The following is a 23192-nucleotide window of genomic DNA, read 5'->3' as shown; positions in this document are numbered from 1 at the left end:
GGTAACACCATTACCACTTCGTGAGAGTTACGCTCTCCGGCCGTCTCGACGCGGCGATTAGGCTGTCACCATGCCTGTTCGTGCCCCCCTTCGGTCCGGTGAGATCTCCCCGACGCTGCCGGTGCCCAAGTCCATCCCACGCCCGGAGTACGTGTGGAAACCGACAGCGGTCGAGGGCCACGAACCATGGGTGCAGACACCGGAGGTCATCGAGAAGATGCGGGTGGCCGGGCGGATCGCGGCCGGCGCGCTCGCCGAGGCCGGCAAGGCGGTCGCCCCCGGGGTGACCACCGACCACCTGGACCGCGTCGCGCACGAATACATGCTCGACCACGGCGCCTACCCGTCCACCCTGGGCTACAAGGGATTTCCCAAGTCTTGCTGCACCTCGCTCAACGAGGTCATCTGCCACGGCATCCCGGACTCCACGGTCATCGAGGACGGTGACATCGTCAACATCGATGTCACCGCCTACCGCGACGGGGTGCACGGCGACACCAACGCGACCTTCCTGGCCGGCGATGTCTCGCAAGAACACCGGCTGCTGGTCGAACGCACCCACGAGGCAACCATGCGGGCCATCAAGGCGGTGAAGCCCGGTCGGGCGCTGTCCATCATCGGCCGGGTCATCGAGGCCTACGCGAACCGGTTCGGCTACAACGTAGTTCGCGATTTCACCGGCCACGGCATCGGCGAGACCTTCCACAACGGACTCGTGGTGTTGCACTATGACCAGCCCGCCGTCGACACCGTGCTGGAGCCGGGCATGACCTTCACCATCGAGCCGATGATCAATCTCGGCGCCCTGGACTACGAGATCTGGGACGACGGCTGGACGGTGGCCACCCGCGACCGCCAGTGGACCGCGCAGTTCGAACACACCCTGGTCGTCACCGATGAGGGCGCCGAGATCCTGACGCTGGTGTGAAAGGCGCCCTGCTGATCGCCGGCACCACCTCCGATGCCGGAAAGTCGATGGTCGTCGCGGGGTTGTGCCGGCTGCTGGCGCGCAAGGGGATTCGGGTCGCCCCGTTCAAGGCGCAGAACATGAGCAACAATTCCGCCGTCACGGTCGAGGGCGGGGAGATCGGCCGCGCGCAGGCCATGCAGGCCCGCGCCGCCGGGCTGGCGCCCAGCATCCGTTTCAACCCGGTGCTGCTCAAACCGGGCAGCGACCGGACCTCGCAGCTGGTGGTGCGTGGGCAGGTTGCCGGCACCATGGCCGCCGGTGACTACCTGACCCGGCGCCGTCAGCTGGCCGATATCGTCAACACCGAATTGCAGTCCCTGCGAGACGAATTCGACGTGGTGATCTGCGAAGGGGCCGGGTCGCCCGCGGAGATCAATCTGCGGGCCACCGACCTGGCCAACATGGGGCTGGCCCGCGCAGGCAATCTGCCGGTCGTGGTGGTCGGCGATATCGACCGCGGCGGACTGTTGGCCCACCTGTTCGGAACCGTCGCGGTGCTCGAACCCGAGGACCAGGCGCTGATCAGCGGATTCCTGGTGAACAAGTTCCGCGGCGACCCGGCGCTGCTGGAGCCGGGGCTGCGTCAGTTGGCCGGCCTCACCGGCCGGCCCACCTATGGCGTCATCCCGTACCTGGATGGGTTGTGGTTGGACACCGAGGACTCGCTGTCCGTGCAGGCCGGGCAGAGCCTGGGGCAACCGATCCCGCCGTGCGGCGCGGACTGGCTGACGGTGGCCGCGGTGCGGCTGCCCCGGATCTCGAACTCCACCGATGTCGAGGCGCTGGCCTGCGAACCGGGGGTGGCGGTGCACTGGGTGGCCGAGCCTGCCGATATCGCCGACGCCGACGTGGTGGTGCTGCCCGGCAGCAAGGCCACGGTGTCGGACCTGGCGTGGTTACGCGAGCGCGGCCTGGCCGACGCCGTGGCCGCGCACGCCGCCGCCGGGCGCCCGGTGCTCGGTGTGTGCGGTGGCTTCCAGATGTTGTGCCGGACCATCGACGACCCGGTGGAATCCGGCGCCGGCGCCGTCGACGGGCTGGGCCTGCTGGACGCCGATATCGCGTTCGCTCCCGAGAAGACGTTGCGGCACTGGGACACCCCGCTGCACGGTTACGAGATCCATCACGGCCAGGTCATCCGCAGCGCCGAGGACGACTGGCTCGGCGTCGGGATCCGCCGCGGTGCGATCTACGGGACCCACTGGCACGGACTGCTCGACAACGACCGGGTCCGGCGCGGCTGGTTGGCCGAGGCGGCCACGGCGGCGGGGCGCACCGGTTTCGTGGTGGCCGGCGATGTCAGCGTGCCGGCCCGCCGCGACGCCCAACTCGATCTGATGGCCGATGCGTTGAGCGCGCACGTCGACCTCGACGCAGTGCTGGGCCTGCTCAGTGGTCCGCCGCCGCGACCGGTCATCGGCTCGGCGCTCGGTAGCCTGGGGCCATGATCAGACGACTGCCGGTGCTGCTGGTGGTCATGGCCGTGCTGACCGGCTGCAGCAGCGCCGTGCAGGGCAGCCCGACGTGGCCGGGCGAGCGCCTGGAACGGGTGCTGTTGAGTGCGGCCGACTTCCCGCCGGGGGTGCAGTTCGACCGCGTCATCGAGAATCCCGGCCAACCCGACGGCGCCGGCGCGCCGCCGGCGATGCTGTCCGATCCACCCGGGTGCAGCGAGGGGTTCACCAAGGTCATCACCGCCTCCGCCGAGCGCGGCCCGGGCAGCGCGGCCAAATACACCGTCAGCTACGACGGCGCCCGGATGCTGGTGACCGTGCTGAGCTGGCCACTGGACATGGCGGGGCTGGAGGCGACCGCGCAGCGGTGCGCGCACTTCGACACCTACTTCGACCGCTCCGCGGCACCCATCCCGATGACCACCGAGCGCCTGGACACCGAACGGCCGGATGCCCTGGTCTACCAGCAGACGATGGATCTCACCGGCACCAAGAGCAGCGTCTGGTTCTCCTTCGAGAACGTCGATTCGATGGCCGTCTTCGCGGTTGCGTTCCCGACGCCGAACCCGGCGATCAGCGTCAAAGCCACGCTGCCACAGACTTTTCTGGACGTGACCGGCAAACAAGCACAACGGCTGGCGATGCCGTGATGCGCCCCGCAAGACGGGCAAACGCCTGCGCCGTGTCCGCGGATGTCCTAGCGTGACCGACATGCCTGCCGAGACCGCCGGGTCGACCGTGACTGTCGACGGTTTTCCCTTCGCGGTCGAGGTCGCGGGCCCGGAGAACGCCGGTGTGGTGGTGCTGCTCGGGTCCGTCCAGCAGGTCCCGGCCGCCTACGATGCGGTCTGTCAGCGGCTGCACACCGCCTCACTGCGCACCGTCGTCATCGCCCCGTCGCCGCGCCTGACCGCGATTTCAGTTATCGGCATCATGGACGCGCTCGGCGTGCGCTGGGGCACCCTGGTCGGTGACCGGGTGGGCGCGGAGTTGGCCTGGGAGCTGGCCGCCACCCGGCTGGACCGGTTCACCGGACTGGTGGTCATCGACCGCGGGCATCCACGGGCCCCCGACGAGGCCGGCGTCATCCGCGACGAGAACTGCCCGCCGGTGGAGGTCGCCACCACCGCCCTGGTGAGCACCGCGGCGGCGGCGAAGGTGGCACGCGCCAGCCAGCGTTTCGTCTACGGCGATTTCCGTCTGGTCGAACTGCTGGGCCGGCGCAACGCCGGCGAATCCACCGCGCAGTTGGCCGCCGAGATCGTGATGCGCACCAGCACCTGGTGACCGGCGGGGGCACTCGCCTTCCATTGGTCTGATGGCCTACCTTTAGAGGTGGCGTCGGGTCACCGCCGACTGGGCGCCATCGCCGACGAGGGAGTGCACCCCATGGTTGACACCGGTTTGTTGTCGCAATCCGATCTGGAACAGCTCGTCGCCGCCCGCGAGATCGACACCGTGATCCTCGCGTTCCCCGATATGCAGGGCCGACTCACCGGGAAGCGGGTATCGGCGCGGCTGTTCGTCGAGGAGGTCGCCGCGCACGGCGCCGAATGCTGCAACTACCTGTTGGCCGTGGATGTCGACATGAACACCGTCGACGGCTACGCCATGTCCAGCTGGGAGACCGGCTACGGCGACATGGTCATGACCCCGGATTTCTCCACCCTGCGCCGGTTACCGTGGCTGCCGGGTTCGGCGCTGGTGATGGCGGACCTGTCCTTCACCGACGGCAGGCCGGTCGCGGTCGCCCCGAGAACCATCCTGCGCACCCAACTCGACCGGCTCGCCGAGCGCGGGCTGGCGGCGTTCGTCGGTACCGAACTGGAGTTCATGGTCTTCGACGACAGCTACCGCGCCGCCTGGAAATCCGGGTACCGCGACCTGACTCCGGCCACCGACTACAACGTCGACTACGCGATGCTGGCGTCGACCCGGATGGAGCCCTTGCTGCGCGATATCCGCCTCGGCATGGAGGGTGCCGGAATGTACTGCGAGGGTGTGAAGGGGGAGTGCAACCTGGGCCAGCAGGAGATCGCCTTTCGCTACGACGATGCCCTGATCACCTGTGACAACCACACCATCTACAAGAACGGGGCCAAGGAGATCGCCGACCAACACGGCAAATCCCTGACCTTCATGGCCAAATTCGATGAGCGCGAAGGCAACAGCTGCCATATCCACATCTCGCTGCGCGCCACGGACGCGTCCGACGACGGGGCCGCCGTGTTCGCCGACGAGCACGACCCGGACGGTATGTCGGCGATGTTCCGCAGCTTCGTCGCCGGGCTGATCGCCACATTGCGCGAACTGACCCTGTTCTACGCGCCGAATATCAATTCCTACAAGCGATTCGCCGATGGCAGCTTTGCGCCGACCGCGATAGCCTGGGGGATGGACAACCGCACCTGCGCATTGCGCGTCGTCGGGCACGGCCCCGGAATGCGGGTGGAGTGTCGCGCGCCCGGTGGCGACGTCAACCAGTATCTGGCCGTCGCCGCCCTGATCGCCGGCGGTCTGCACGGTGTCGACAACGGTCTGCAGCTCGAAGCGCCGTGCGCAGGCAATGCCTATTCCGGTGGCGCGCAACGGCTACCGCAGACCCTCGCGGAGTCGGCGGCGCTGTTCGAGCAGTCCGAGGTGGCCAGGGCCGCCTTCGGCGACGAGGTCGTCGCCCACTATCTGAACAACGCCCACATCGAACTCGCGGCATTCAACGCCGCGGTCACCGACTGGGAAAGGGTGCGCGGCTTTGAGCGGCTCTGAAGCCAGACCGGTTCTCGGCCTGACCACCTACCTGCAGCGCGCCCAGACCGGCGTCTGGGATGTCGACGCCAGTTTCCTGCCCGCCATCTACATCGAAGGCGTCAATCGCGGCGGCGGCACCGCCGTGCTGCTGCCCCCGCAGCCCGGGGGGACCGAGGTAGCCGACCGCATCCTCGATGGTATCGACGGTCTGGTCATCACAGGTGGACGCGATGTCAACCCGGAAAGCTATGGCAGCCAACGGCACCCGACTACCGACGAGCCGATGGGAGAACGCGACTCCTGGGAGTTCGCGCTGCTCAACGCCGCCTTGCGGCGCGGTATGCCGGTGCTCGGGATCTGCCGGGGCGCCCAGGTGCTCAACGTCGCCCTCGGCGGCACCCTGCACCAGCATCTGCCCGACGTGCTCGGGCACACCCGTCATCAGCAGGGCAACGCGGTCTTCAGCACCTCCTCGGTCCGCACCGTGGCCGGCACCCGGCTGGCTGCGATCATCGGTGCGTCCTCGGACGGGCAGTGCTATCACCACCAGGCGATCGACCGGCTCGGCGACGGACTGATCGTCAGTGCCCGCGACACCGTCGACGGTGTCATCGAGGCGGTGGAACTGCCCGGGGACGCGTTCGTGCTCGCGGTGCAGTGGCATCCCGAGGAACGACTCGACGACGTGCGGCTGTTCACGGCGGTGGCCGAGGCGGCCCGCGCGTACACAACAGAAAGGGTGTCGCGATGAGCACCTCGACGGTCATCAACCCGGCCACCGAGGAGGTGCTGCGCGACGTCGACCTGCTCGACGTCGACGCAGTGGACGACGCCGTAGCACGCGCGGTCGCCGCGCAGCGGCGCTGGGCCCGGCAGGCGCCCGCCGAGCGCGCGGCCGCGCTGCGGGCGTTCGCGGCGGTGGTCGACGCGCACATCGGTGAGCTGGCCGCCCTGGAGGTCGCCAATTCGGGGCATCCGATCGGGCAGGCCGAGTGGGAGGCCGGGCATGTCCGCGATGTGCTGACCTACTACGCGGCGAGCCCCGAACGCCTGACCGGCGCGCAGATCCCGGTGGCCGGGGGAGTCGATGTCACCTTCCACGAGCCGCTCGGCGTCGTCGGGATCATCACGCCGTGGAACTTCCCGATGACCATCGCGTCGTGGGGGTTCGCCCCGGCGCTGGCCGCCGGGAATGCGGTGGTGCTCAAACCCGCCGAATGGACCCCGCTGACCAGTCTGCGGCTGGCCGAACTGGCCGCCGCGGCGGGGCTGGATCCCGATCTGTTCCAGGTGCTGCCCGGTGCCGGAGGCGTAGTCGGCGAACGCTTCGTCACCCACCCGCAGGTGCGCAAGATCGTGTTCACCGGCTCCACCGCCGTCGGCACCCGGGTGATGGCCGGTGCCGCCGCACAGGTCAAGCGCGTCACCCTGGAACTCGGCGGTAAGAGCGCCAATATCGTCTTCGACGACTGCGACCTGGAGCGTGCGGCCGCCACGGCGCCCTACGGCGTGTTCGACAACGCCGGCCAGGACTGCTGTGCGCGCAGCCGGATTCTGGTGCAGCGCAACGTCTACGACCGCTTCATGGAACTCCTGGAACCCGCCGTCGCGGGCGTGAAGGTCGGCGATCCGGCCTCCCGCGATACCGAGATGGGACCGTTGGTGTCGCGCAAACATTGGGAATCGGTGCGCGGCTACGTCCCCGATGACGCACCGGTGGCCTTCCGCGGTTCGGCGCCGTCGGGTCCCGGGTTCTGGTTCCCGCCAACGGTGTTGACCCCGCAGCGCACCGACCGCACCGTCACCGAGGAGATCTTCGGCCCGGTGGTCACCGTGCTGGCCTTCGAGGACGAGGCCGACGCCATCGCGCTGGCCAACGACACCAGCTACGGGCTGTCCGGCTCGATCTGGACCGAGAATCTGTCGCGGGCGCTGCGGGTCACGCGGGCGGTCGAGGCCGGCAATCTGAGCGTCAACTCGCACTCCTCGGTGCGCTACAGCACCCCGTTCGGCGGTTTCAAGCAATCCGGCCTGGGCCGCGAGCTGGGACCCGATGCGCCGCTGCACTTCACGGAAACCAAGAACGTCTTCATAGCGATCGGAGAAATCTAGATGGACCTCACCCAGCGTCTCAAGGACAAGGTCGCCGTCATCACCGGCGGTGCCAGCGGTATCGGGCTGGCCGCGGCCAAGCGGATGCAGGCCGAAGGGGCGATCGTCGTCATCGGCGATGTGGACCCGGCCGCGGGCAAGACCGTCGCCAACGATCTGAACGTGCAGTTCGTCCAGGTCGACGTCGCCGACCCGGCCGCGGTGGACAACCTGTTCGACACCGCGTTCGACGTGCACGGCGGGGTGGACATCGCCTTCAACAACGCCGGCATCAGCCCGCCCGAGGACGACCTCATCGAGAACACCAGCCTCGATGCGTGGCAGCGGGTGCAGGACGTGAACCTGAAATCGGTGTTCCTGTGCTCGAAGGCCGCGTTGCGGCACATGGTGCCGGCCCAGCGGGGGTCGATCATCAACACGGCGTCCTTCGTGGCGGTGCTCGGCTCGGCCACCTCGCAGATCTCCTACACCGCCTCCAAGGGCGGGGTGCTGGCCATGTCGCGCGAACTCGGTGTGCAGTACGCCCGCCAGGGCATCCGGGTCAATGCGCTGTGCCCGGGCCCGGTGAACACCCCGCTGCTCAAGGAGCTGTTCGCCAAGGACCCCGAGCGCGCGGCGCGACGACTGGTGCACGTGCCGGTGGGCCGCTTCGCCGAACCCGAGGAGCTGGCGGCGGCGGTGGCGTTCCTGGCCAGCGACGACGCGTCGTTCATCACCGGGTCGTCCTTCCTGGTCGACGGCGGCATCAGTTCCGCCTACGTCACGCCGCTGTGAGATAAAGCAGCCCATGACCTCCCCGCCGGATCCGCAGACCACCTCGGAAAGCCTGCTGCGTCCGGTGCGGCTGGGCAACGCCTTCGAGGACACGGTGGCCCGGCTGCTGCAGACCATCCGGCTGGGGGTGCTCGCGCCGGGCGAGTCACTGCCACCGGAACGTGAGCTCGCCGCGCGGCTCGGCGTCAGCCGCGACACCGTGCGCGAGGCCATCAAATCGCTGGCCGAGGCCGGCTATCTGGTGTCGCGGCGCGGGCGCTACGGCGGCACCTTCCTGGCCGAGCAGATCCCCAGGCTGGCCCCCGACACCGCGGACCTCACCCGCGCCGATCTCGACGACGCGCTGCTACTGCGCGAGATCCTCGAGGTCGGGGCGGCCCGGGCGGCGGCCGGTCGCGCGCTCTCCGAGGCCGAGCGCGCGCACCTGCGCGCGCGTCTGGCCGATGTGCGCGGTGCCGCACCGCAGGACTACCGCCGGTTGGATTCCCGGCTGCACCTGGCGATCGCCGAGGCCGCTGGCTCGGTGTCGCTGGTGCCGCTGGTCGCCGAGAACCGGATGCGGGTCAACGCCCTGCTGGACCAGATTCCGCTGCTGCCCCGCAATATCGCGCACTCCGACGAACAGCACGAAGCGATCGTCGCCGCCATCCTGGCCGGGGACGCCTGTGCGGCGGCCGATGCCATGTGCGCCCATCTGGCGGGTTCGGCGGCGCTGTTGCACGGCTTCCTGGACTGACCGGAACTGATCGGCGCCCGCCGGGCTCGGGAGGTCAGGCCGAACGCATGTCCGGCTGCGAACGCCCGAGCGGCGTCGTCACGACGGTCAGCCAGCCCACCGTCAGCGCGGCGCTGATGACGCTGCCCAGCAGCGTGGTCAGTGGCATCGCATCGACATGAGCGGTCCGATACCACCAGAACGCACCGAGGCCGGCGACGGTCGCCACAGCACCGGCGTAGACGGCCGCGCAACTCCAGGCGAATCGCCGACGTTGCAGTGCGACAAGGGAAATCATGGCAGTGGTGGCGAAGAGCGTGCAGGCGACGAGGGCGACCTTATGAACTCCTCTGTCGGCGTCGAACCAGCCCGCCACGGCCGTGAACCCGAGTGCGATGGCGAGCATGCGCCCGCCGTGCCGTCGCGTCGCGCCCAGCCACACGTCGCCCATCACCCGGTTCTCGATGGAGCGCAGCGTGTCCTCGATCGTGGTGTCGCGTCGCATCGACTGCGGGATCCTCAAGGCCGGGCCGCGTCCGTACGGTTTTGCCGAACAGCGAGCAGCGCGTCCACGGCGACAAACGCGGCCAGGCTGATGCCCAGCAGCGGGATGAACCACCCGACGGCCACGGCGGCGAGCACGACCGCCACGGCGGCGGGCACGGGCAGCGCGGCGAGTGCACCTCGCCGCGGGGGCCGCCCCATCGGGCGCTCACCCTTCGTCGGCCGGCGTCGCCACCACATCAGGTAACCGCGAACGATCACCGTCACCAGTGCGACGGCCAGCGCCACCATGGCCAACTGATTCACCAGGCCGAACAGGGTGCCCATGTGCAGCTGGATGCCCCACGCCGCCAGCTTGGCAGCCAGCGGCCAGTCCGCGAACCAGACAATGTCGGTGACCGCACCGGTGTCCCCGTTCACGGCCACCGAGTTGTTCGACATCACCCACGGCTGCCGCGTCTGGGTGACGGTGAATGCCGTGTCCGCGGTCGGGGGGATGGCCACCTCGACCTTCCCGCCGATGCCCGCGGCCCGGGCGGACTGCAGCACGCGATCCAGTTGTTCCACCTTCGGTGCCGCCGGTTGCGGCGCCGGTACGGCACCGGCGCCGTGATCATGCCCGCCGGCCGAAGGTGCCGGATCGGCGTCACCGTCGAGGGTTTTGGCCACCGCCGGCGTGGTCCAGGACAGCGCGGTGCGCAGCTGGTCGACGTTCGCGCCGGCGTATGTCGACCAGGTGAGCCCGGTGGCCGACAGGAACACCAACCCGACCGCAATCCAGATCCCCACGGCGCCATGCCAACCCACGGTGCGCGAACGTCCCGACGCGCTACGGTCGACGGTGAGCAGCCGGGCCCGCCCCGAGCCTCGAGATCTCGACGGACGGTAGCGACTGAGCCACAGATAGACGCCTGCGAGAGCGATGACACCCAGCCACGATGCGGCGAGCTCGCTGTAGATGCGGCCGGGATCCCCGAGGTGCAGGCTGCGATGCAGTTGGCCGATCCACGTCCGGACGGGCAGCGCGCCGCTGTTGCCGTAGGCGGTCAGCTCACCGTGCGACGCCGCGGTGGCGGGATCGACGAACACGGCGTGCCGCTCCGAGGGGCCCAGCGACGGGTCGGCGAACAAGACCCGGGTCGTCTCGCCGGGTCCGTCAGCCGGGCGGACCGCGGTCACCGTGAGGTCGGGCCGCACGTGCTGCGCGGCGCGCACCTGTTCGGACAGCGGCAAGGCCGGACCGGCGGCGGTGGTGCGGAGGTAGTCCTGGTACATCACCTGCTCGAGGCTGGGCGAGATCGCATACAGTCCACCGCTGATCGCTGCTATCAGCAGGAAGGGGCCGACGAATACCGCCGCATAGAAATGCAGCCGGAGAAAGAACGCCCGGCCGGCTCCCCGGCGTCCCAGGGCCAGCGCTGGGCTTTGTTCGGTTTCGGTGGAAGACATCGACGCCTTTAGGTCCAGAGGCAGTTGTCTGCTGAACCGCCCGATCGAAAGACACTGTTGCACAGCGCTACTCGTCGATCAAACGACGTTCTTCGGGAACTTTTCGGCGTGCTCGTACGACTGTGCGCCTACTCGCGGGTGCGCGACAGCTCTCTGAGCATGGCGTTGTAGGCATCGAGATCGTCGTCATAGCCACTGTCGCTGTGCCGGTCGTGCCGGGCCCCGGAGCGGCGATCCTGGCGTGCCCACTGAGCCACCAACGCGATCACCACGATGATCACCGGGACCTCGCTGGCACCCCAGGCGATCGCGCCACCGAGGTGCTGATCATCGGTCAGACTGATCAGCCACGGTACCGACAGGTGCCCGTAGAACGAACTACCGAGCACGGAGTTCATCGTCATCGTGGCGATACCGAAGAACGCATGGAACGGCATGACGGCGAACAGCAGTCCGAGGCGGGCCAGGAACGGCAACCGGCGCGGCCCCGGGTCGATCCCGATGATCCCCCAGTAGTACAGGTAGCCGACCAGCAGGAAATGCAGGGTCATCAGCTCGTGACCCCAGTGGTAGCGGATCAGGGTGTCGAAAAGCGGTGTGAAATACACCAGATACAGCGAACCGACGAAGAGGCAGAACGCGACGATGGGATTGGCCAGAAACTTCGTTGCCGGCGAGTGCACGAACCACAGCACCCACTCGCGCGGACCCGGCGGGCCGCCCTTGGGGCCGGCGGGCAACGCGCGCAGGGCCATGGTGACGGGTGCGCCGAGCACCAGCAGTACCGGGATGAACATGTTGAGCACCATGTGCTCGGTCATGTGCATGCTGAAGGTCGCCGAGCCGTAGGCACGCAGCCCCGAACTCGTCGCGAAGAGCAGGGCCAGACATCCGATGACCCAGGCCACGGTGCGCCCGGCCGGCCATGTATCGCCACGACGGCGCAGGGTGAGCGCACCGGCCAGGTAACCGGCCACGAGCACGAGTGCCGCCACCCCGAACAAGGTGTCAAAACGCCAGTACGACACCAGGCGCAGCGCGGTCACGGGTCCGGGCAGCTCGTAGCCCAGGAAGACGTCCCAGATGGTGAAGGTGTGCACCAAGAATCGCGGCGGCGGCAGTACCGCGAGGGTGGAGATCGCCGCCACCACCGCGATGATCGCCGCGGCGCTCGCAGTGGCGACGGCGCGCCGCACAGCGGACTTACGCCACACCAGCACCAGGTCGACGACCGTCACCGCGAGGAGCAGCAGCCACGCGGCAAGAGCGATATGCCCGAAGTCGGAGCCGAGCACGGCCGTCTCCCGCACCATCGTCGACAGCAGCAGTGCGCCGTAGATCACCGCGGTGGCACCGGCGACCAGCGCCACCACCTGAGTCCGGCGCGCCACCGGCGCCACCGTCTCGGGGCGGACTGCGACGGTGATCTTCAGTCCGACGAGCACGGCCACGGCGATCGTGAACACGATGGCGGTGCTCGTCGCGATGTCGTGATCGGGCCCCTCTCCGGCGTTTCCGGTCACGACGGGGGCGAGCAGCCCGATACCCGCAGGCACCAGCAGCAGGACGTGGCCCAGCCAGCGCAGCGTGAATCGGATGCCGATGGCGACGACGGCGGCCGCCAGCGCGGCCGCGATCCAGCCCCGCGCCGACTCCGACGCCGCCAACGCGTCGCCGAGCGCCCCACCTGCCAGTACCCGCGGTAGCGGGGCCCCCGCCGCATTCGAGGCAGCGATGGCGACCATGGCGACCGAGGTCACCAGCCAGACGATCGCTGCTCGCTGCAGCCACAGGTGCAGCCGATACGTGTTGTGGCAGAGCCGGCCCTGCTCATCGGGCACCGCGGTGAGCACGATTACGGCCAGGATGCCGACACACAATGCGCTCGTGAGACCGCCCAGCACCGAGCCGAGGAATTCGGCGACACTGGTCGCGGCACCGGGGAATGCGAGACCGGTCACCGCGAACCGCTCGGCTCCCCAAACCCCGGCGTAGACCCAGACGAGCACCACGACGGCGGCTGTCCATACCGACAGCGCCGGGAGCGCCCGCCGTGCGGGATTCTCGGTCTGTTTCTCGCTCACCGCGGCCTCTCCATCGAATCGCCCTGCCCGAGTCTACGACTGGTCGTCGTAGACAACCCCGGCGGAACCAGGCGCCGGTTATGGGCGACTATTGGAGTGTGAAGTGCGAAGTGGCTCGCGAAGCGCTGTCGGCGCGACTGGACGGCGAGCGCGAGCCGGTGCCCTCGGCGCGGGTGGACGAGCACCTCGCGGGCTGCGCGGAGTGTCGGGCATGGTTCGGCGCGGTCAGCGCGCAGGCGGAGTTCCTGGGGGCCCTGGCACGCCCCGAACGGGTGCATGCGGTGGCGTCGGCCCCCCGTGGGAACCACAGCGGCCGGTCGGCGTTGTCCTGGATGCGATGGGCGCTGTTTGCGACCGGACTCGCCCAGATCGCGGTGAGCCTCGTGCAGGCGCTCGGGTTGAGCGTCGGACTGGCCGCGCACCACGGTGCGGGCGGCCACCTGCTCAACGAGTCGACGGCGTGGTCGTTGTCCATCGGGGTGGCGATGCTCGCGGCGGCGCGCTGGCCCGTCGCCGCGGCCGGGCTCGGGGGAGTGCTCTCGGTCTTCGCGCTGGTGCTGACCGGGTACGTCGTCGTCGACGCCGTCGCCGGCGAGGTCACACTCACCCGGATGCTCACCCACATCCCGGTGCTGGTCGCCGCCGCCCTCGCGGTCGCGGTCTGGCGCCGCACCTCGACCACTCCGCCGACACCCGAGCACTCGCACCGCGACACCGAAATCGTGCTGCCGCCGCATGCGTCGCGCGGTCGGCGCCGCGGGCACCTGTGGCCCACCGACGGGTCGGCGGCCTGACCGGCTACAGCATCACCGCGAACATGATGGACATGCCCGCGGCCATCATGGCCTGGCAGGCGGTGCCGAAGAAGCGGCCGGCCGGCAGGTCCGGCTCGGCGCGCCGGCGGCTGAAGTACAGGTACAGCCACCAGATCGCCGCGACGGCGAACCCGACGGTCCACAGCCAGTTGAGTGCGTCGATGAACGCCGGCGCCGTGGCGGCGGAGGTGTCCGCGCCGGCCATGGCGTGACCACCATGGTGGCCGCCGTGCCCCATCCCGGCGCTGCCCCCGTCGGCGGGGCGGGGCAGCAGCGTGCCGCCCATCACCGCGTACATCCAGGCCATCGCCACCATCATCGCCATGTGGTAGGCGTCGGCCACCCGGTGCCCGGTCGCGATCAGGGTACGGGCGGCGAACCACCCCGCGGCGAGCAGGAAGAACACCATCGGCGCGGTCGTCGGCAGTGCGGCACCGGCCGGCCAGGCCATCACCGCCATCGCGACCGCCATCGCGAAATGCAGCCCGTGGCTGACCAGTGCGGGCCAGGAACGACGGCAGAGCACCATCGCGTAGCCGCATTCGACGGCGCTGATCACGAACAGGGCGGTGACGACCCAGCGCAACAGCAGATGCTCGATCAACGCGAACCCACCAGGGTCTCGTCACCGTCGGCGCTGGGCGTCGTCTGGCCGACCGGCACGTCCTCTGCGCCGGGCGCCGCGCCCCCGGAACGTCGGCGGGCGGCGAGCACGGCTGCCATGCCTTCTGCGGCCAGAACCACCAGCAGCGACACCCCGAAGACCGGGTAGATCACCCCGAGCGCCACCGCCGCCACCGCCACGGCGATCACCGCGCGCCGGGGCGTGTCGGCCCGGGTGGCGGCGCTGGCCGGGCTCGGCAACCCGGTGCGGCCCGCTGGGCGCCGTTTCCACCACATCAGCAGCCCCGTCACCACGCTGAGCAACACCCCGAGCGCGGCGACCGTGGCGATGATGCGGGTCAGCACACCGAACTGGTTGCCCATGTGCATGGCGATGCCGAAACTGGTCAGTCGCGACAGGGCACCGTCCTGAGCGGCGGTGGCATTCGCGATCGTGGCGCCGGTGAACTGGTTGAGGTAGAGGGTCCGCTGCTCGGACATCCGCTGCGGCCAGGCGTTGACGACGGCATAGCTGCCGTAGACGGTCTGACCGTCCTCGGTGGAATCGGCCGGCGGAATGATGGCGTAACCGGGCACCATGCCCTCCTCCTTGGCGATCCGGTCCGCGTCCTGCAGGGACAGCTGTGCCGGTACCGCACCCGTCACCGGCGACGCATACATCGGGTCGTCCTGTGCGGCCCACGCGATACGCCGGCCGAGCCGGTCGTAGTCGCCTAGCGAGGCGGGTGTCGACGGGGCGTCCACCGATATCGACGGGGCGACCTCCCCGGAGAATGCCCGCCAGTTCTCACCCCAGTACCGCGACCAGGTCAGCCCGGAGAGCACATAGCCGATGAGGATCACCGCGATGATCACCCCGGTCAGGGCGTGCAGGTCCCGCCACCGGATGCGGCCGCCCTTGCCCCAGCGCACCCGCAACAGCGGTTTGGCCGACTCGATGGCGCGCGGCCACCACAGGTACAGGCCACTGGCCATCAGCACCAGAATCCACACGGCGCTCAGTTCCAGCCACAGGTTGGCGATCCCGACCGGGATCGTGGCATCGGGGTAGGCCGAGGGATTGATCAGATGTCCGACCGAGGGCAGGTGGACCTGGGGGCCGTCATTGCCGAACAGACGGTGCATCTGGTTCGCGAATCCGACGATGCCGGACAGTTCTTCGCGCTGGCCGAGATATGCACCGGTGTACGGGTTGACGAACACCTGGGTGGCATTGCCTTCCCCCTGTGGGTAGGCGGGATCCTCGGGGTTGACGAAGTCCACCCGGGTGGCTCGGTCCCCAGCGGCCGGCGGGATGACTGCATCCAGCAGGAAGGTTTCGGCGACGTGGCTGCTGGCGGTCGCGAGCTGATCGTCCAAAGGTACTGTGGCGCTGCCCGGTTCGACGAGGAACAGGTCGCGGTTGAGGAGGTCGTTGATCGGCTGGCTGTACAGGATCACCAGCCCCGAACAGGCCAGGATCACCAACATCGGGGCCGCGAACAGGCCCACCCAGAAATGCAGGCGCCATATCCGTCGTAGGACGGCCGCGTCGGCGCGCCGATTCGTGGTCACTGTCGTCGTCATGCATTCCCCTTGGGCTGGGCGGGTCGGCTGCCCAGGCACTGGAGTTCAGTGCGTACATGGCATCGCAGGCTTAGTCGCGCGGCCCGCGACGTTAGTTCCCCTGGCCCGCGACTTTTTGTGCGCCGATCACGAGGTGGCGCCGAAGTTGCGCAACCGCAGGCTGTTCGAGACGACGAAGAACGAGGAGAAGGCCATCGCCGCGCCGGCGATCAACGGGTTCAGCAGGCCCGCGGCCGCAATGGGGATCGCTGCCACGTTGTAGCCGAACGCCCACACCAGATTCACCTTGATCGTGCGCATCGTCGCCTCGGCCAGGCCGAGCGCGACGGGTACCACGGTCAGATCGTCGCGGACCAGGATCACGTCGGCCGCGCCGATCGCCACGTCGGTGCCGCGTCCGATCGCCATGCCCAGATCGGCGCACGCCAGCGCCGGGCCGTCGTTGATGCCGTCACCGACCATGGCCACCACCCGGCCCTGGTCACGCAGCTGCTCGATGACGTCGACCTTGCCGTCAGGAAGGACGTCGGCTATGACCTCGTCGATTCCGACCTGGGCGGCCACCGCCGCAGCCGAGGCGGCGTTGTCGCCGGTCAACAAGACGGTGCGCAGGCCCTTCGCGTGCAGCGCGGCGACGGTCTGCGCCGCGGAGTCCTTGATCCTGTCCGAGACCGAGATCAGGCCGCAGACGTCTCCGTCGACCTCCACGTATGCCACTGTCTCGCCGCGTGATTCGGCGCGGCGTCGTTCCGCGCTGACATGGGCGGGGGCGTCCGCGGACCCGATCCAGGACGGCTTTCCGACCCGCACCAGCCTGCCGGACACGCGGCCTTGGACGCCCCGGCCGGCCGTGGACCGGAAATCCTCGACGTCGGCGCAGTCCTCGACGGAGGTGCGAATCGCCACCGCGACAGCGTGTTCGGAGGCCGATTCGACCGCTGCGGCCACCGCCAGCACCTCCTCGGCGGACCATCCGGGTGCCGGCGTGACCGCGCTGACCGTCAGCCGGCCCGTGGTCAAGGTTCCGGTCTTGTCGAAGACCACGGTGTCCACCGCGCGGGTGGTCTCCAAGGACCGGTAGCCCTTCAGGAACACGCCGAGTTGAGCTCCGCGCCCGGAGGCCACCATCATCGCCGTCGGCGTGGCCAGGCCCAGCGCGCACGGGCAGGCGATGACGATGACCGCCAGCGCCGCCGACACCGCATGGTTCGTCGCGGCGCCGGCCAGCAGCCAACCCGCCGCGGTCAGCGCCGCGATGACGAATACGCACGGCACGAAGACCGAGGCGACCCGGTCGGCAAGCCGCTGGGCGTCGGCCTTCTCGGCCTGTGCCTCCTCGACCAGGCGGACCATCCCGGCGAAGTGGGTGTCGGCGCCGACCGCCGCCGCCTCGACGACCAGCCGGCCGTCGAGCACCACCGTGCCGCCGATCACGGTGTCGCCCGGGCGGACGCGCTGCGGCTTCGCCTCACCTGTCATCGCACTCGTATCGACCGCGGCCGAGCCGTCGACCACCAGACCGTCCGCCGCGATCGTCTGGCCGGGTCGCACCGCGAACCGCTGCTGTTCGGCGAGTTCGTCGGCCGGTATCACCAGTTCGGAGCCGTCGGCAAGGATGATGCTGACATCTTTGGCGCTCAGCGCGGCCAGTGCCCGAAGTGCGCTGCCCGCCTTGGATTTCGCCCGCGCCTCGAAGTACCGGCCGGCGAGCACGAACACGGTGACGCCCGCGGCGACCTCGAAATAGATGGCATCGCTGTCCAGCAGCGCCTGCCAGACACCTTTACCCGCGGCGGGCTCCCCACCGGAGAACATGGTGATCAGCGACCACACCGACGCCGCGATGATGCCGACCGATATCAGCGTCTCCATCGAGGCGGCGCCGTGCCGGGCGCGGCTGAGCGCCGTCCGGTGAAACGGCCACGCCGCCCACGTCACCACGGGCAGGGCCAGCGCGGTGAGCACCCACTGCCAGCCGGCGAACCGGGTGCTGGGCACCACGGCGAACATCACGGACAGATCGGCCAACGGGACGAACAACACCGCGGCGACGGCCAGCCGGACCAACAGGCTGCGCGCATGCGCCGCATCGGGGTCGTCGGTGCGTTCGGCGCCGGTGTCGCGAACCGTCGCCTGGTAACCGGTGTTGCGCACCACATCGCACACGATGTCGGTGTCGATGCCGGCGGGCGCCTCGATGGTCGCCACTCGAGTGGCGAAGTTCACAGACGCCCGGACCTGCGGCAGCTTGTTCAATGCCGATTGGACCCGGGCCGCGCACGCGCCACAGGACATGCCGTCCACGTAGAGCTGGAGTCTTTGCAACTCCAGCTCCCCATGACCGGCCACGATGGCTTCTGTCGACGTCGTGGCGTCCACCTCCTGCATCTCTGCTCTCCATACTGAGTCGTCGGCATGCGGCGCGAAGTTCCCGGCGCGCATCACATACTCTCTCCTGGTGGCGACGGCAGGCGAGAACGATCGGGTGACCGAGCTTGCCATGGCCGCCGGCCGCGGTGACCGGGCCGCCCTCACCCAGTTCATCGAGGCCACCCGCCGCGACGTGTGGCGGACCATCGCCTATCTGAGTGATCCCGCGAGTGCCGAGGATCTGTCGCAGGAAACCTACCTGCGGGCGATCAAATCGCTGCCCCGCTTCTCCGGCCGGTCGACGGCCAAGACCTGGCTGCTGTCGATCGCCCGCCGTGTCGTGGTCGATCAGATTCGGTACAACTCGTCGCGGCCCCGGCCCGCCTATGTGGTGGACCTCGACGACGTGCTGGCCGGTGGCCGTATCGAGAACATGGTCGAGATCCGGATCCTGCTCGACGGGCTGGAACCCGAGCGCCGCGAAGCGCTGGTGCTCACCCAGGTGTTGGGGATGTCCTACGCCGAAGCCGCGGAGGTGGCCGGCTGCCCGATCGGCACGATCCGGTCCCGGGTCGCTCGCGCCCGCGACGACCTGGCCCGGGCGACCGCCGAGGACGACCGGGTCGGCTGACGGCCCGAATCGAGTGTTGCCCGCTGCGGCATCGCTGACGAACGGTCCCGGTGAGACTAGATTGCCTGATATGGACCACACGTCGGTGGTGAAGCGAGCGTCGTCGGCGTTGGTCGACGTCGACACCTCCGAATGGGCGCGCCGCTTCGACCTGCTGTCGGACCCGCATCGCCTGGAGATCCTGCTCAGCCTGCACCGGGTGCCCGGGATTTGTGTCAGCGACCTGGCGGCGGCCCTCGGGCGATCGGAAAACGCGGTGTCCCAGGCGCTTCGGGTACTGCGCGGACAGGGCTGGGTGACCAGCAGCCGAGTGGGCCGATCGGTGAGCTACCGCCTCGACGACGAGATCGTGCACGACCTGCTGCACTGGATCGGCGCCGGCCACAACTGAAACATGATTATCTGTTCACCTGGACAGGCGAGGCCGCGGGTCCTACTCTCGACCAATGACTCAGCAGTTCGTCGCGATGCACATGAGCGACGGCATCATCAACGCTCCCACCTCGGTGATATTCGGCGTTCTTGCGGTCGCGGCGCTGGGATTCTGTGGCTGGCGCGCTCGCAGCGAACTCGATGAACGCACTGTCCCGCTGGCAGGCCTGGTGGCGGCCTTCATCTTTGCGGTACAGATGGTCAATTTCCCCATCTTGCCCGGGGTGAGCGGTCACCTGCTCGGTGGCGCGCTCGCGGCCATCCTGGTGGGCCCGTTCACCGGGGCGCTGTGTGTATCGATCGTGCTGGTGGTGCAGAGCCTGTTGTTCGCCGACGGTGGGATCACCGCGCTGGGAACCAACATCACCAACATGTCGCTCATCGGCGTCGCGGCCGGCTACGCGACCGCGGCGATCACCTACACATTCACCAAACAGCTGGGTGCTTCGGCCTTCGTTGCGGCGGTCATCGGAACGGTCGCTGCCGCCATGGGGTTTGTCATCGAGTATGCGATCGGCGGTGCGTCATCGGCATCGTTGGTCGCCGTCGCGGGATACATGTTCGGTACGCATGTGCTGATCGGTGTCGGCGAAGGCGTCATCACGGCGCTGACCGTGGTGGCGGTGGCGCGGGCCCGTCCCGACCTGGTGTACCTGCTGCGCAACTCGCGCAGGGAGGCGTTGGCATGACGATGAATGCAGCCGGCCGCGGAAAGACATTCTGGATCGGCTTTCTCGTCATCATCGTGCTGATCGCCGGCGGGGTCTCGTATCTGGCCAGCTCCAGTCCCGACGGACTGGACTCGGCGACCCTGCAGGGATGCGAGGTCAGCGAGGTCGACGGGACCGAAGTGCTCACGGGGAGCTGTATCGCCCAGCACGCCGATGATCACGCCCTGGCTGCCTCACCGTTGGCCGACTATGCGATCGTCGGCAAGGACGGCACCGGCGGGTTGGCCGGTGTGATCGGCGTGATCGTCACTCTCGCGATTGCCGGGGGCCTGTTCTGGCTCATCGCCCGTCGTAGGTCCGATACCTAGGCATCCCGGATCGATGGGCGCCGGACACACGCACCCGCTGTACCGGGTTGACGATTCTCCGGTGCACCGCGTGCCCGCGGAAGTCAAGATCGTCTGCCTTGTCCTGATGGTGCTGGCAGTGGTGGCCACGCCGCGGGAGATGTTCTGGCCCTACCTGATCTACACGGTGCTGATCCTGATCGTCTGGCGGTTGGCCCGTATCCCGCTGCGATGGGTACTTCCTCGGATGATGATCGAGGTTCCGTTCGTGTTCTTGGCGGTGCTCCTGCCGTTCGCCGAAGGCGGGCAACAGCTTTCCCTGGCCGGGATGCACCTGTCGGTAGCGGGACTGTGGGCCGCGTGGGGCATCGTGGTGAAGGGAACTCTGGGTGTGGCCGCCTCGTTGACGTTCGCGGCCACCACCTCGGCGCGGGAGCTTCCTGTCGCCCTGAGCCGGCTCGGGATGCCTGCACTGGTGACCTCGATGGTCGTGCTGATGATCCGTTACATCGATGTGCTCACCGCAGAGGCGCAACGGATGCGGATGGCGCGGCTGTCCCGCGGTGACTCGCCGCACATGCTGCATCAAGCCGGGGCGGTGGCCCGCAGCGTCGGTGCGCTGTTCCTGCGCTCCTATGAGCGCGGTGAGCGGGTCTACCTGGCGATGCTGTCACGTGGATTCGACGGCCGGGTACCCGAACTGACGGTCGGATCTTCCCGTGCGCGGGCCGCTGACTGGTTCGCCCTCTCACCCGCGGTGCTGGCCATCATGACGTCGGTGTCGGCATGGGCGCTGCGGTGACCGCGCCGGTGGTCCGGGTCGCCGGTCTTCGTCACGTGTACCCCGATGGGCATGTCGGCCTGGACCGCGTGGATCTGACTGTGGCAGTAGGGGAGCGGGTGGCCATTCTCGGACCGAACGGGGCGGGCAAGACCACGTTGATGCTCTCGCTCAATGGCGTTCTCACCCCGACGCAGGGCTCAGTGGCGATCGGCGAGACAACGCTGTCGCGTCACACCGTTCGAGAGATCCGCCGACGGGTCGGGTTGGTTTTTCAGGATCCCGACGACCAACTCTTCATGCCGACCGTCGCGCAGGATGTCGCGTTCGGCCCGGCCAATTTCGGTGTCACCGGGCCCGAGTTGACCGCCCGTGTCGCCGATGCGCTGGCGGTGGTGTCGATGACCGAGCACGCCGACCGCAGTCCGGCGCATCTGTCGCTGGGCCAGCGGCGGCGGGCCGCGCTGGCCACGGTGCTCGCCTGCCACCCGGAGGTCCTGGTCCTCGACGAACCGTCGGCCAATCTCGACCCGCTGGCCCGGCGCGAACTCGCCGAGACCCTGTCCGGGTTGCGGGCAACCATCCTCGTCGTCACCCACGATCTTCCCTATGCCGCCCAATTGTGCACTCGCGCGGTGATTCTCGATGCTGGGCGAGTGGTCGCCGACGGCGCCACGTCAGAGATTCTCGGCGATGCGGACCTGCTCGCCGCGCACCGACTGGAACTACCGTGGGGCTTCAGCGTCAGTCGGTGAGCCCGAGCAACGCGTTCTCGATCACCTCGGGCAGTGCGGGATGGATCCAATACTGGCCGGTGGCAACCTCTCTGGCGGTCTGGCCGAAGCTGATCGCCTGAATCAGCGGCTGGATGATGGAGGATGCCTGGTGTCCCATGATGTGGGCGCCCAGCAGCATGCCGGTGCCGCGGTCGGCGATCAGTTTCGCGATGCCGGTGTGGTCTTCCATGGCCCACCCGTAGGCGGTGTCACCGTAGTCCTGCACCTTGACCGCGATGTCGTGGCCGGCCTCGCGGGCCTGCGCCTCGGTGAGCCCGACGGTGGCGATCTGGGGGTCGGTGAACACCGCCGACGGCACGAATCGGTGGTCGCTGGCCACCATGGCGGCGGTGTCATCCCAGGACCGCAGCAGATTCTGCCGGACCACCCGCATCTCGTGGTTGGCGACATGTTTGAGCTGATAGCTCGAGGACACGTCGCCCAGCGCCCACACCCCGCGCGCGGTGGTCCGCTGGAATTCGTCCACCACGACCATGCCGTCGCTGACCGTCACCCCCGCCAGTTCGGCGTCCAGCAGGTCGCCATTGGGCTGGCGCCCGGTCGCCACCAGCAAGGTGTCTGCGGTGATTTCGGTGCCGTCATCGAGTTCGAGCACCACCCCGTCGCCCTCGTGTGTGCGCGATCCGACCACGTTGACATGGGTACGCAGGTCCCATTTGGCCGCCGCCAGATCGGTGAACCGGTGGCAGATCGTCTCATCGCAGTGGGTCAGCATCCCGGGCCCGCGCACCACGACGGTGACCCGTGCGCCGAGCGCGGAGAACACGTGCGCGAACTCCGCGGCCACGAAACCGCCGCCGACGATCACCAGGTGTTCGGGTACGGAGTCGATCCGCATGATGGTGTCGCTGGTGTGGTACTGCACGCCGCAGTCGGTGATGGCCGGGGGCACGACGGCGCGGGCGCCGGCGGCGATCACCACCTGATCCGAGCTGAATTCCGCGCCGTCCTCGGTGCGCAGGGTGTAGCGGCCGTCGGCGACGCCGGTGAACCGGGTGTGGCTGCCGTACACGTCGATGTTGGGCAGACTCCGCTTGTACGCCTCACCACCGGCGGCGATCGGGTCGATCCGGCCGAACACCCGGGACACGATGTCGGGCCAGCGCACCTTGTCGACGTGGGCATCGACGCCGTAACGCGAACTCTCCCGCACCGTCTGGGCCACCTCGGCGGCGTAGACGAACATCTTGGTCGGGATGCAGCCCACGTTGAGGCAGGTGCCTCCGAAGGTGCCCTGCTCGCAGATCGCGATGCGCATATCGCCGTAGCGGGCATCGACGGCCGGGTCGGGGATGCTGTTACCCGAGCCGGTCCCGATGATGGTCAGGTCGTAATGCTCCACGCGGGC

23 protein-coding genes are annotated in these 23192 nt (G+C 68.8%); 16 read left to right on the top strand and 7 right to left on the bottom strand.

What is annotated here, in order from left to right:
* The first annotated feature begins 70 nt into the window (after positions 1–70).
* The 9 genes from map (at position 71) to A7U43_RS19530 (ending at position 8794) form a co-directional block, all read left to right on the top strand.
* The gene (gene map / locus A7U43_RS19570) at positions 71–928 is read left to right on the top strand and encodes a type I methionyl aminopeptidase (RefSeq protein ID WP_067998562.1); all 858 of its coding nucleotides are present in this window, start codon (positions 71–73) and stop codon (positions 926–928) included.
* Positions 929–975: 47 nt separating this feature from the next.
* A complete protein-coding gene (locus A7U43_RS19565) occupies positions 976–2418 on the top strand; it encodes a cobyric acid synthase (RefSeq protein WP_068003222.1) in 1443 nt (480 codons plus the stop codon).
* Positions 2415–3074 (top strand): hypothetical protein, encoded by a 660-nt coding sequence (locus A7U43_RS19560; protein ID WP_067998560.1) that lies wholly within the window; start codon positions 2415–2417, stop codon positions 3072–3074. The genes A7U43_RS19565 and A7U43_RS19560 overlap by 4 nt, the downstream gene beginning before the upstream one ends.
* A gap of 61 nt (positions 3075–3135) precedes the next feature.
* Positions 3136–3711 carry an alpha/beta hydrolase gene (locus A7U43_RS19555; RefSeq protein WP_067998558.1) on the top strand — a complete coding sequence of 192 codons (576 nt, stop codon included), beginning with the start codon at positions 3136–3138 and terminating at the stop codon, positions 3709–3711.
* Between the two features lie 102 nt (positions 3712–3813).
* Positions 3814–5190, top strand: a complete 1377-nt coding sequence (locus A7U43_RS19550) for a glutamine synthetase family protein (RefSeq protein ID WP_068003219.1) — start codon at positions 3814–3816, stop codon at positions 5188–5190.
* A complete protein-coding gene (locus A7U43_RS19545; protein ID WP_067998556.1) occupies positions 5177–5923 on the top strand; it encodes a gamma-glutamyl-gamma-aminobutyrate hydrolase family protein in 747 nt (248 codons plus the stop codon). The genes A7U43_RS19550 and A7U43_RS19545 overlap by 14 nt, the downstream gene beginning before the upstream one ends.
* Entirely contained in the window at positions 5920–7284 is a 1365-nt protein-coding gene (locus A7U43_RS19540) for an aldehyde dehydrogenase family protein (protein WP_067998554.1), read from the top strand. The genes A7U43_RS19545 and A7U43_RS19540 overlap by 4 nt, the downstream gene beginning before the upstream one ends.
* Complete coding sequence (locus A7U43_RS19535) at positions 7285–8058, top strand: 3-oxoacyl-ACP reductase (RefSeq protein ID WP_067998552.1); 774 nt, start codon at positions 7285–7287, stop codon at positions 8056–8058.
* A gap of 13 nt (positions 8059–8071) precedes the next feature.
* Complete coding sequence (locus A7U43_RS19530; RefSeq protein WP_067998549.1) at positions 8072–8794, top strand: FadR/GntR family transcriptional regulator; 723 nt, start codon at positions 8072–8074, stop codon at positions 8792–8794.
* A gap of 34 nt (positions 8795–8828) precedes the next feature.
* On the opposite strand, the gene A7U43_RS19525 is transcribed toward A7U43_RS19530, so the two are convergent.
* The 3 genes from A7U43_RS19525 to A7U43_RS19515 form a co-directional block, all read right to left on the bottom strand.
* A complete protein-coding gene (locus A7U43_RS19525; protein ID WP_067998547.1) occupies positions 8829–9278 on the bottom strand; it encodes a hypothetical protein in 450 nt (149 codons plus the stop codon).
* Between the two features lie 14 nt (positions 9279–9292).
* Positions 9293–10726 carry a PepSY-associated TM helix domain-containing protein gene (locus tag A7U43_RS19520; RefSeq protein WP_067998546.1) on the bottom strand — a complete coding sequence of 478 codons (1434 nt, stop codon included), beginning with the start codon at positions 10724–10726 and terminating at the stop codon, positions 9293–9295.
* 128 nt (positions 10727–10854) lie between these two features.
* Positions 10855–12810, bottom strand: coding sequence for a cytochrome c oxidase assembly protein (locus A7U43_RS19515; protein WP_082902221.1), 1956 nt, complete (start codon positions 12808–12810; stop codon positions 10855–10857).
* 98 nt (positions 12811–12908) lie between these two features.
* On the opposite strand from A7U43_RS19515, the gene A7U43_RS19510 reads away from it, so the two are divergent.
* Positions 12909–13604 carry a zf-HC2 domain-containing protein gene (locus A7U43_RS19510; protein ID WP_068003214.1) on the top strand — a complete coding sequence of 232 codons (696 nt, stop codon included), beginning with the start codon at positions 12909–12911 and terminating at the stop codon, positions 13602–13604.
* 4 nt (positions 13605–13608) lie between these two features.
* On the opposite strand, the gene A7U43_RS19505 is transcribed toward A7U43_RS19510, so the two are convergent.
* The 3 genes from A7U43_RS19505 to A7U43_RS19495 all read right to left on the bottom strand — a co-directional run bounded on the left by A7U43_RS19505 (position 13609) and on the right by A7U43_RS19495 (position 18110).
* Entirely contained in the window at positions 13609–14229 is a 621-nt protein-coding gene (locus A7U43_RS19505; RefSeq protein ID WP_067998544.1) for a DUF5134 domain-containing protein, read from the bottom strand.
* Positions 14226–15815, bottom strand: a complete 1590-nt coding sequence (locus A7U43_RS19500) for a PepSY-associated TM helix domain-containing protein (RefSeq protein ID WP_082902220.1) — start codon at positions 15813–15815, stop codon at positions 14226–14228. Before A7U43_RS19500 ends, A7U43_RS19505 begins: the two co-directional genes overlap by 4 nt.
* 126 nt (positions 15816–15941) lie before the next feature.
* Positions 15942–18110 (bottom strand): heavy metal translocating P-type ATPase, encoded by a 2169-nt coding sequence (locus A7U43_RS19495; RefSeq protein WP_231963704.1) that lies wholly within the window; start codon positions 18108–18110, stop codon positions 15942–15944.
* Between the two features lie 163 nt (positions 18111–18273).
* Between A7U43_RS19495 and A7U43_RS19490 the strand changes: the two genes are divergently transcribed.
* The 6 genes from A7U43_RS19490 to A7U43_RS19465 all read left to right on the top strand — a co-directional run bounded on the left by A7U43_RS19490 (position 18274) and on the right by A7U43_RS19465 (position 21802).
* Entirely contained in the window at positions 18274–18816 is a 543-nt protein-coding gene (locus A7U43_RS19490) for a sigma-70 family RNA polymerase sigma factor (protein WP_231963358.1), read from the top strand.
* Between the two features lie 70 nt (positions 18817–18886).
* Complete coding sequence (locus A7U43_RS19485) at positions 18887–19207, top strand: ArsR/SmtB family transcription factor (protein ID WP_067998542.1); 321 nt, start codon at positions 18887–18889, stop codon at positions 19205–19207.
* A gap of 55 nt (positions 19208–19262) precedes the next feature.
* Entirely contained in the window at positions 19263–19937 is a 675-nt protein-coding gene (locus A7U43_RS19480; RefSeq protein ID WP_067998540.1) for an energy-coupling factor ABC transporter permease, read from the top strand.
* Positions 19934–20287, top strand: a complete 354-nt coding sequence (locus A7U43_RS19475; protein ID WP_067998538.1) for a PDGLE domain-containing protein — start codon at positions 19934–19936, stop codon at positions 20285–20287. The genes A7U43_RS19480 and A7U43_RS19475 overlap by 4 nt, the downstream gene beginning before the upstream one ends.
* 13 nt (positions 20288–20300) lie before the next feature.
* On the top strand, positions 20301–21068 hold the full coding sequence (gene cbiQ / locus A7U43_RS19470) for a cobalt ECF transporter T component CbiQ (protein WP_067998536.1): 768 nt from the start codon (positions 20301–20303) through the stop codon (positions 21066–21068).
* The gene (locus A7U43_RS19465; RefSeq protein ID WP_197499875.1) at positions 21053–21802 is read left to right on the top strand and encodes an energy-coupling factor ABC transporter ATP-binding protein; all 750 of its coding nucleotides are present in this window, start codon (positions 21053–21055) and stop codon (positions 21800–21802) included. The genes cbiQ and A7U43_RS19465 overlap by 16 nt, the downstream gene beginning before the upstream one ends.
* Here the strand turns inward: A7U43_RS19465 and mtr are convergent.
* A complete protein-coding gene (mtr, locus tag A7U43_RS19460) occupies positions 21792–23186 on the bottom strand; it encodes a mycothione reductase (RefSeq protein ID WP_067998534.1) in 1395 nt (464 codons plus the stop codon). The two genes, A7U43_RS19465 and mtr, sit on opposite strands and share 11 nt — an antisense overlap.
* Positions 23187–23192 lie beyond the last annotated feature (6 nt).

The sequence above is a fragment of the Mycobacterium adipatum genome (assembly GCF_001644575.1).
Taxonomy (GTDB): Bacteria; Actinomycetota; Actinomycetes; order Mycobacteriales; family Mycobacteriaceae; genus Mycobacterium; species Mycobacterium adipatum.
The sequence above is the reverse complement of the archived record's forward strand: the minus strand, read 5'-3'. Positions and strand labels throughout refer to the sequence as shown.

What these genes read in the sequence shown, in the direction of transcription:
- map (WP_067998562.1), top strand. Translation starts at nt 71, where the DNA reads ATGCCTGTTCGTGCCCCCCTTCGGTCCGGTGAGATCTCCCCGACGCTG.
- A7U43_RS19565 (WP_068003222.1), top strand. Translation starts at nt 976, where the DNA reads ATGGTCGTCGCGGGGTTGTGCCGGCTGCTGGCGCGCAAGGGGATTCGG.
- A7U43_RS19560 (WP_067998560.1), top strand. Translation starts at nt 2,415, where the DNA reads ATGATCAGACGACTGCCGGTGCTGCTGGTGGTCATGGCCGTGCTGACC.
- A7U43_RS19555 (WP_067998558.1), top strand. Translation starts at nt 3,136, where the DNA reads ATGCCTGCCGAGACCGCCGGGTCGACCGTGACTGTCGACGGTTTTCCC.
- A7U43_RS19550 (WP_068003219.1), top strand. Translation starts at nt 3,814, where the DNA reads ATGGTTGACACCGGTTTGTTGTCGCAATCCGATCTGGAACAGCTCGTC.
- A7U43_RS19540 (WP_067998554.1), top strand. Translation starts at nt 5,920, where the DNA reads ATGAGCACCTCGACGGTCATCAACCCGGCCACCGAGGAGGTGCTGCGC.
- A7U43_RS19535 (WP_067998552.1), top strand. Translation starts at nt 7,285, where the DNA reads ATGGACCTCACCCAGCGTCTCAAGGACAAGGTCGCCGTCATCACCGGC.
- A7U43_RS19530 (WP_067998549.1), top strand. Translation starts at nt 8,072, where the DNA reads ATGACCTCCCCGCCGGATCCGCAGACCACCTCGGAAAGCCTGCTGCGT.
- A7U43_RS19525 (WP_067998547.1), bottom strand. Translation starts at nt 9,278, where the DNA reads ATGCGACGCGACACCACGATCGAGGACACGCTGCGCTCCATCGAGAAC.
- A7U43_RS19520 (WP_067998546.1), bottom strand. Translation starts at nt 10,726, where the DNA reads ATGTCTTCCACCGAAACCGAACAAAGCCCAGCGCTGGCCCTGGGACGC.
- A7U43_RS19500 (WP_082902220.1), bottom strand. Translation starts at nt 15,815, where the DNA reads ATGACGACGACAGTGACCACGAATCGGCGCGCCGACGCGGCCGTCCTA.
- A7U43_RS19495 (WP_231963704.1), bottom strand. Translation starts at nt 18,110, where the DNA reads ATGTCCTGTGGCGCGTGCGCGGCCCGGGTCCAATCGGCATTGAACAAG.
- A7U43_RS19485 (WP_067998542.1), top strand. Translation starts at nt 18,887, where the DNA reads ATGGACCACACGTCGGTGGTGAAGCGAGCGTCGTCGGCGTTGGTCGAC.
- A7U43_RS19480 (WP_067998540.1), top strand. Translation starts at nt 19,263, where the DNA reads ATGACTCAGCAGTTCGTCGCGATGCACATGAGCGACGGCATCATCAAC.
- A7U43_RS19475 (WP_067998538.1), top strand. Translation starts at nt 19,934, where the DNA reads ATGACGATGAATGCAGCCGGCCGCGGAAAGACATTCTGGATCGGCTTT.
- cbiQ (WP_067998536.1), top strand. Translation starts at nt 20,301, where the DNA reads ATGGGCGCCGGACACACGCACCCGCTGTACCGGGTTGACGATTCTCCG.
- A7U43_RS19465 (WP_197499875.1), top strand. Translation starts at nt 21,053, where the DNA reads ATGGGCGCTGCGGTGACCGCGCCGGTGGTCCGGGTCGCCGGTCTTCGT.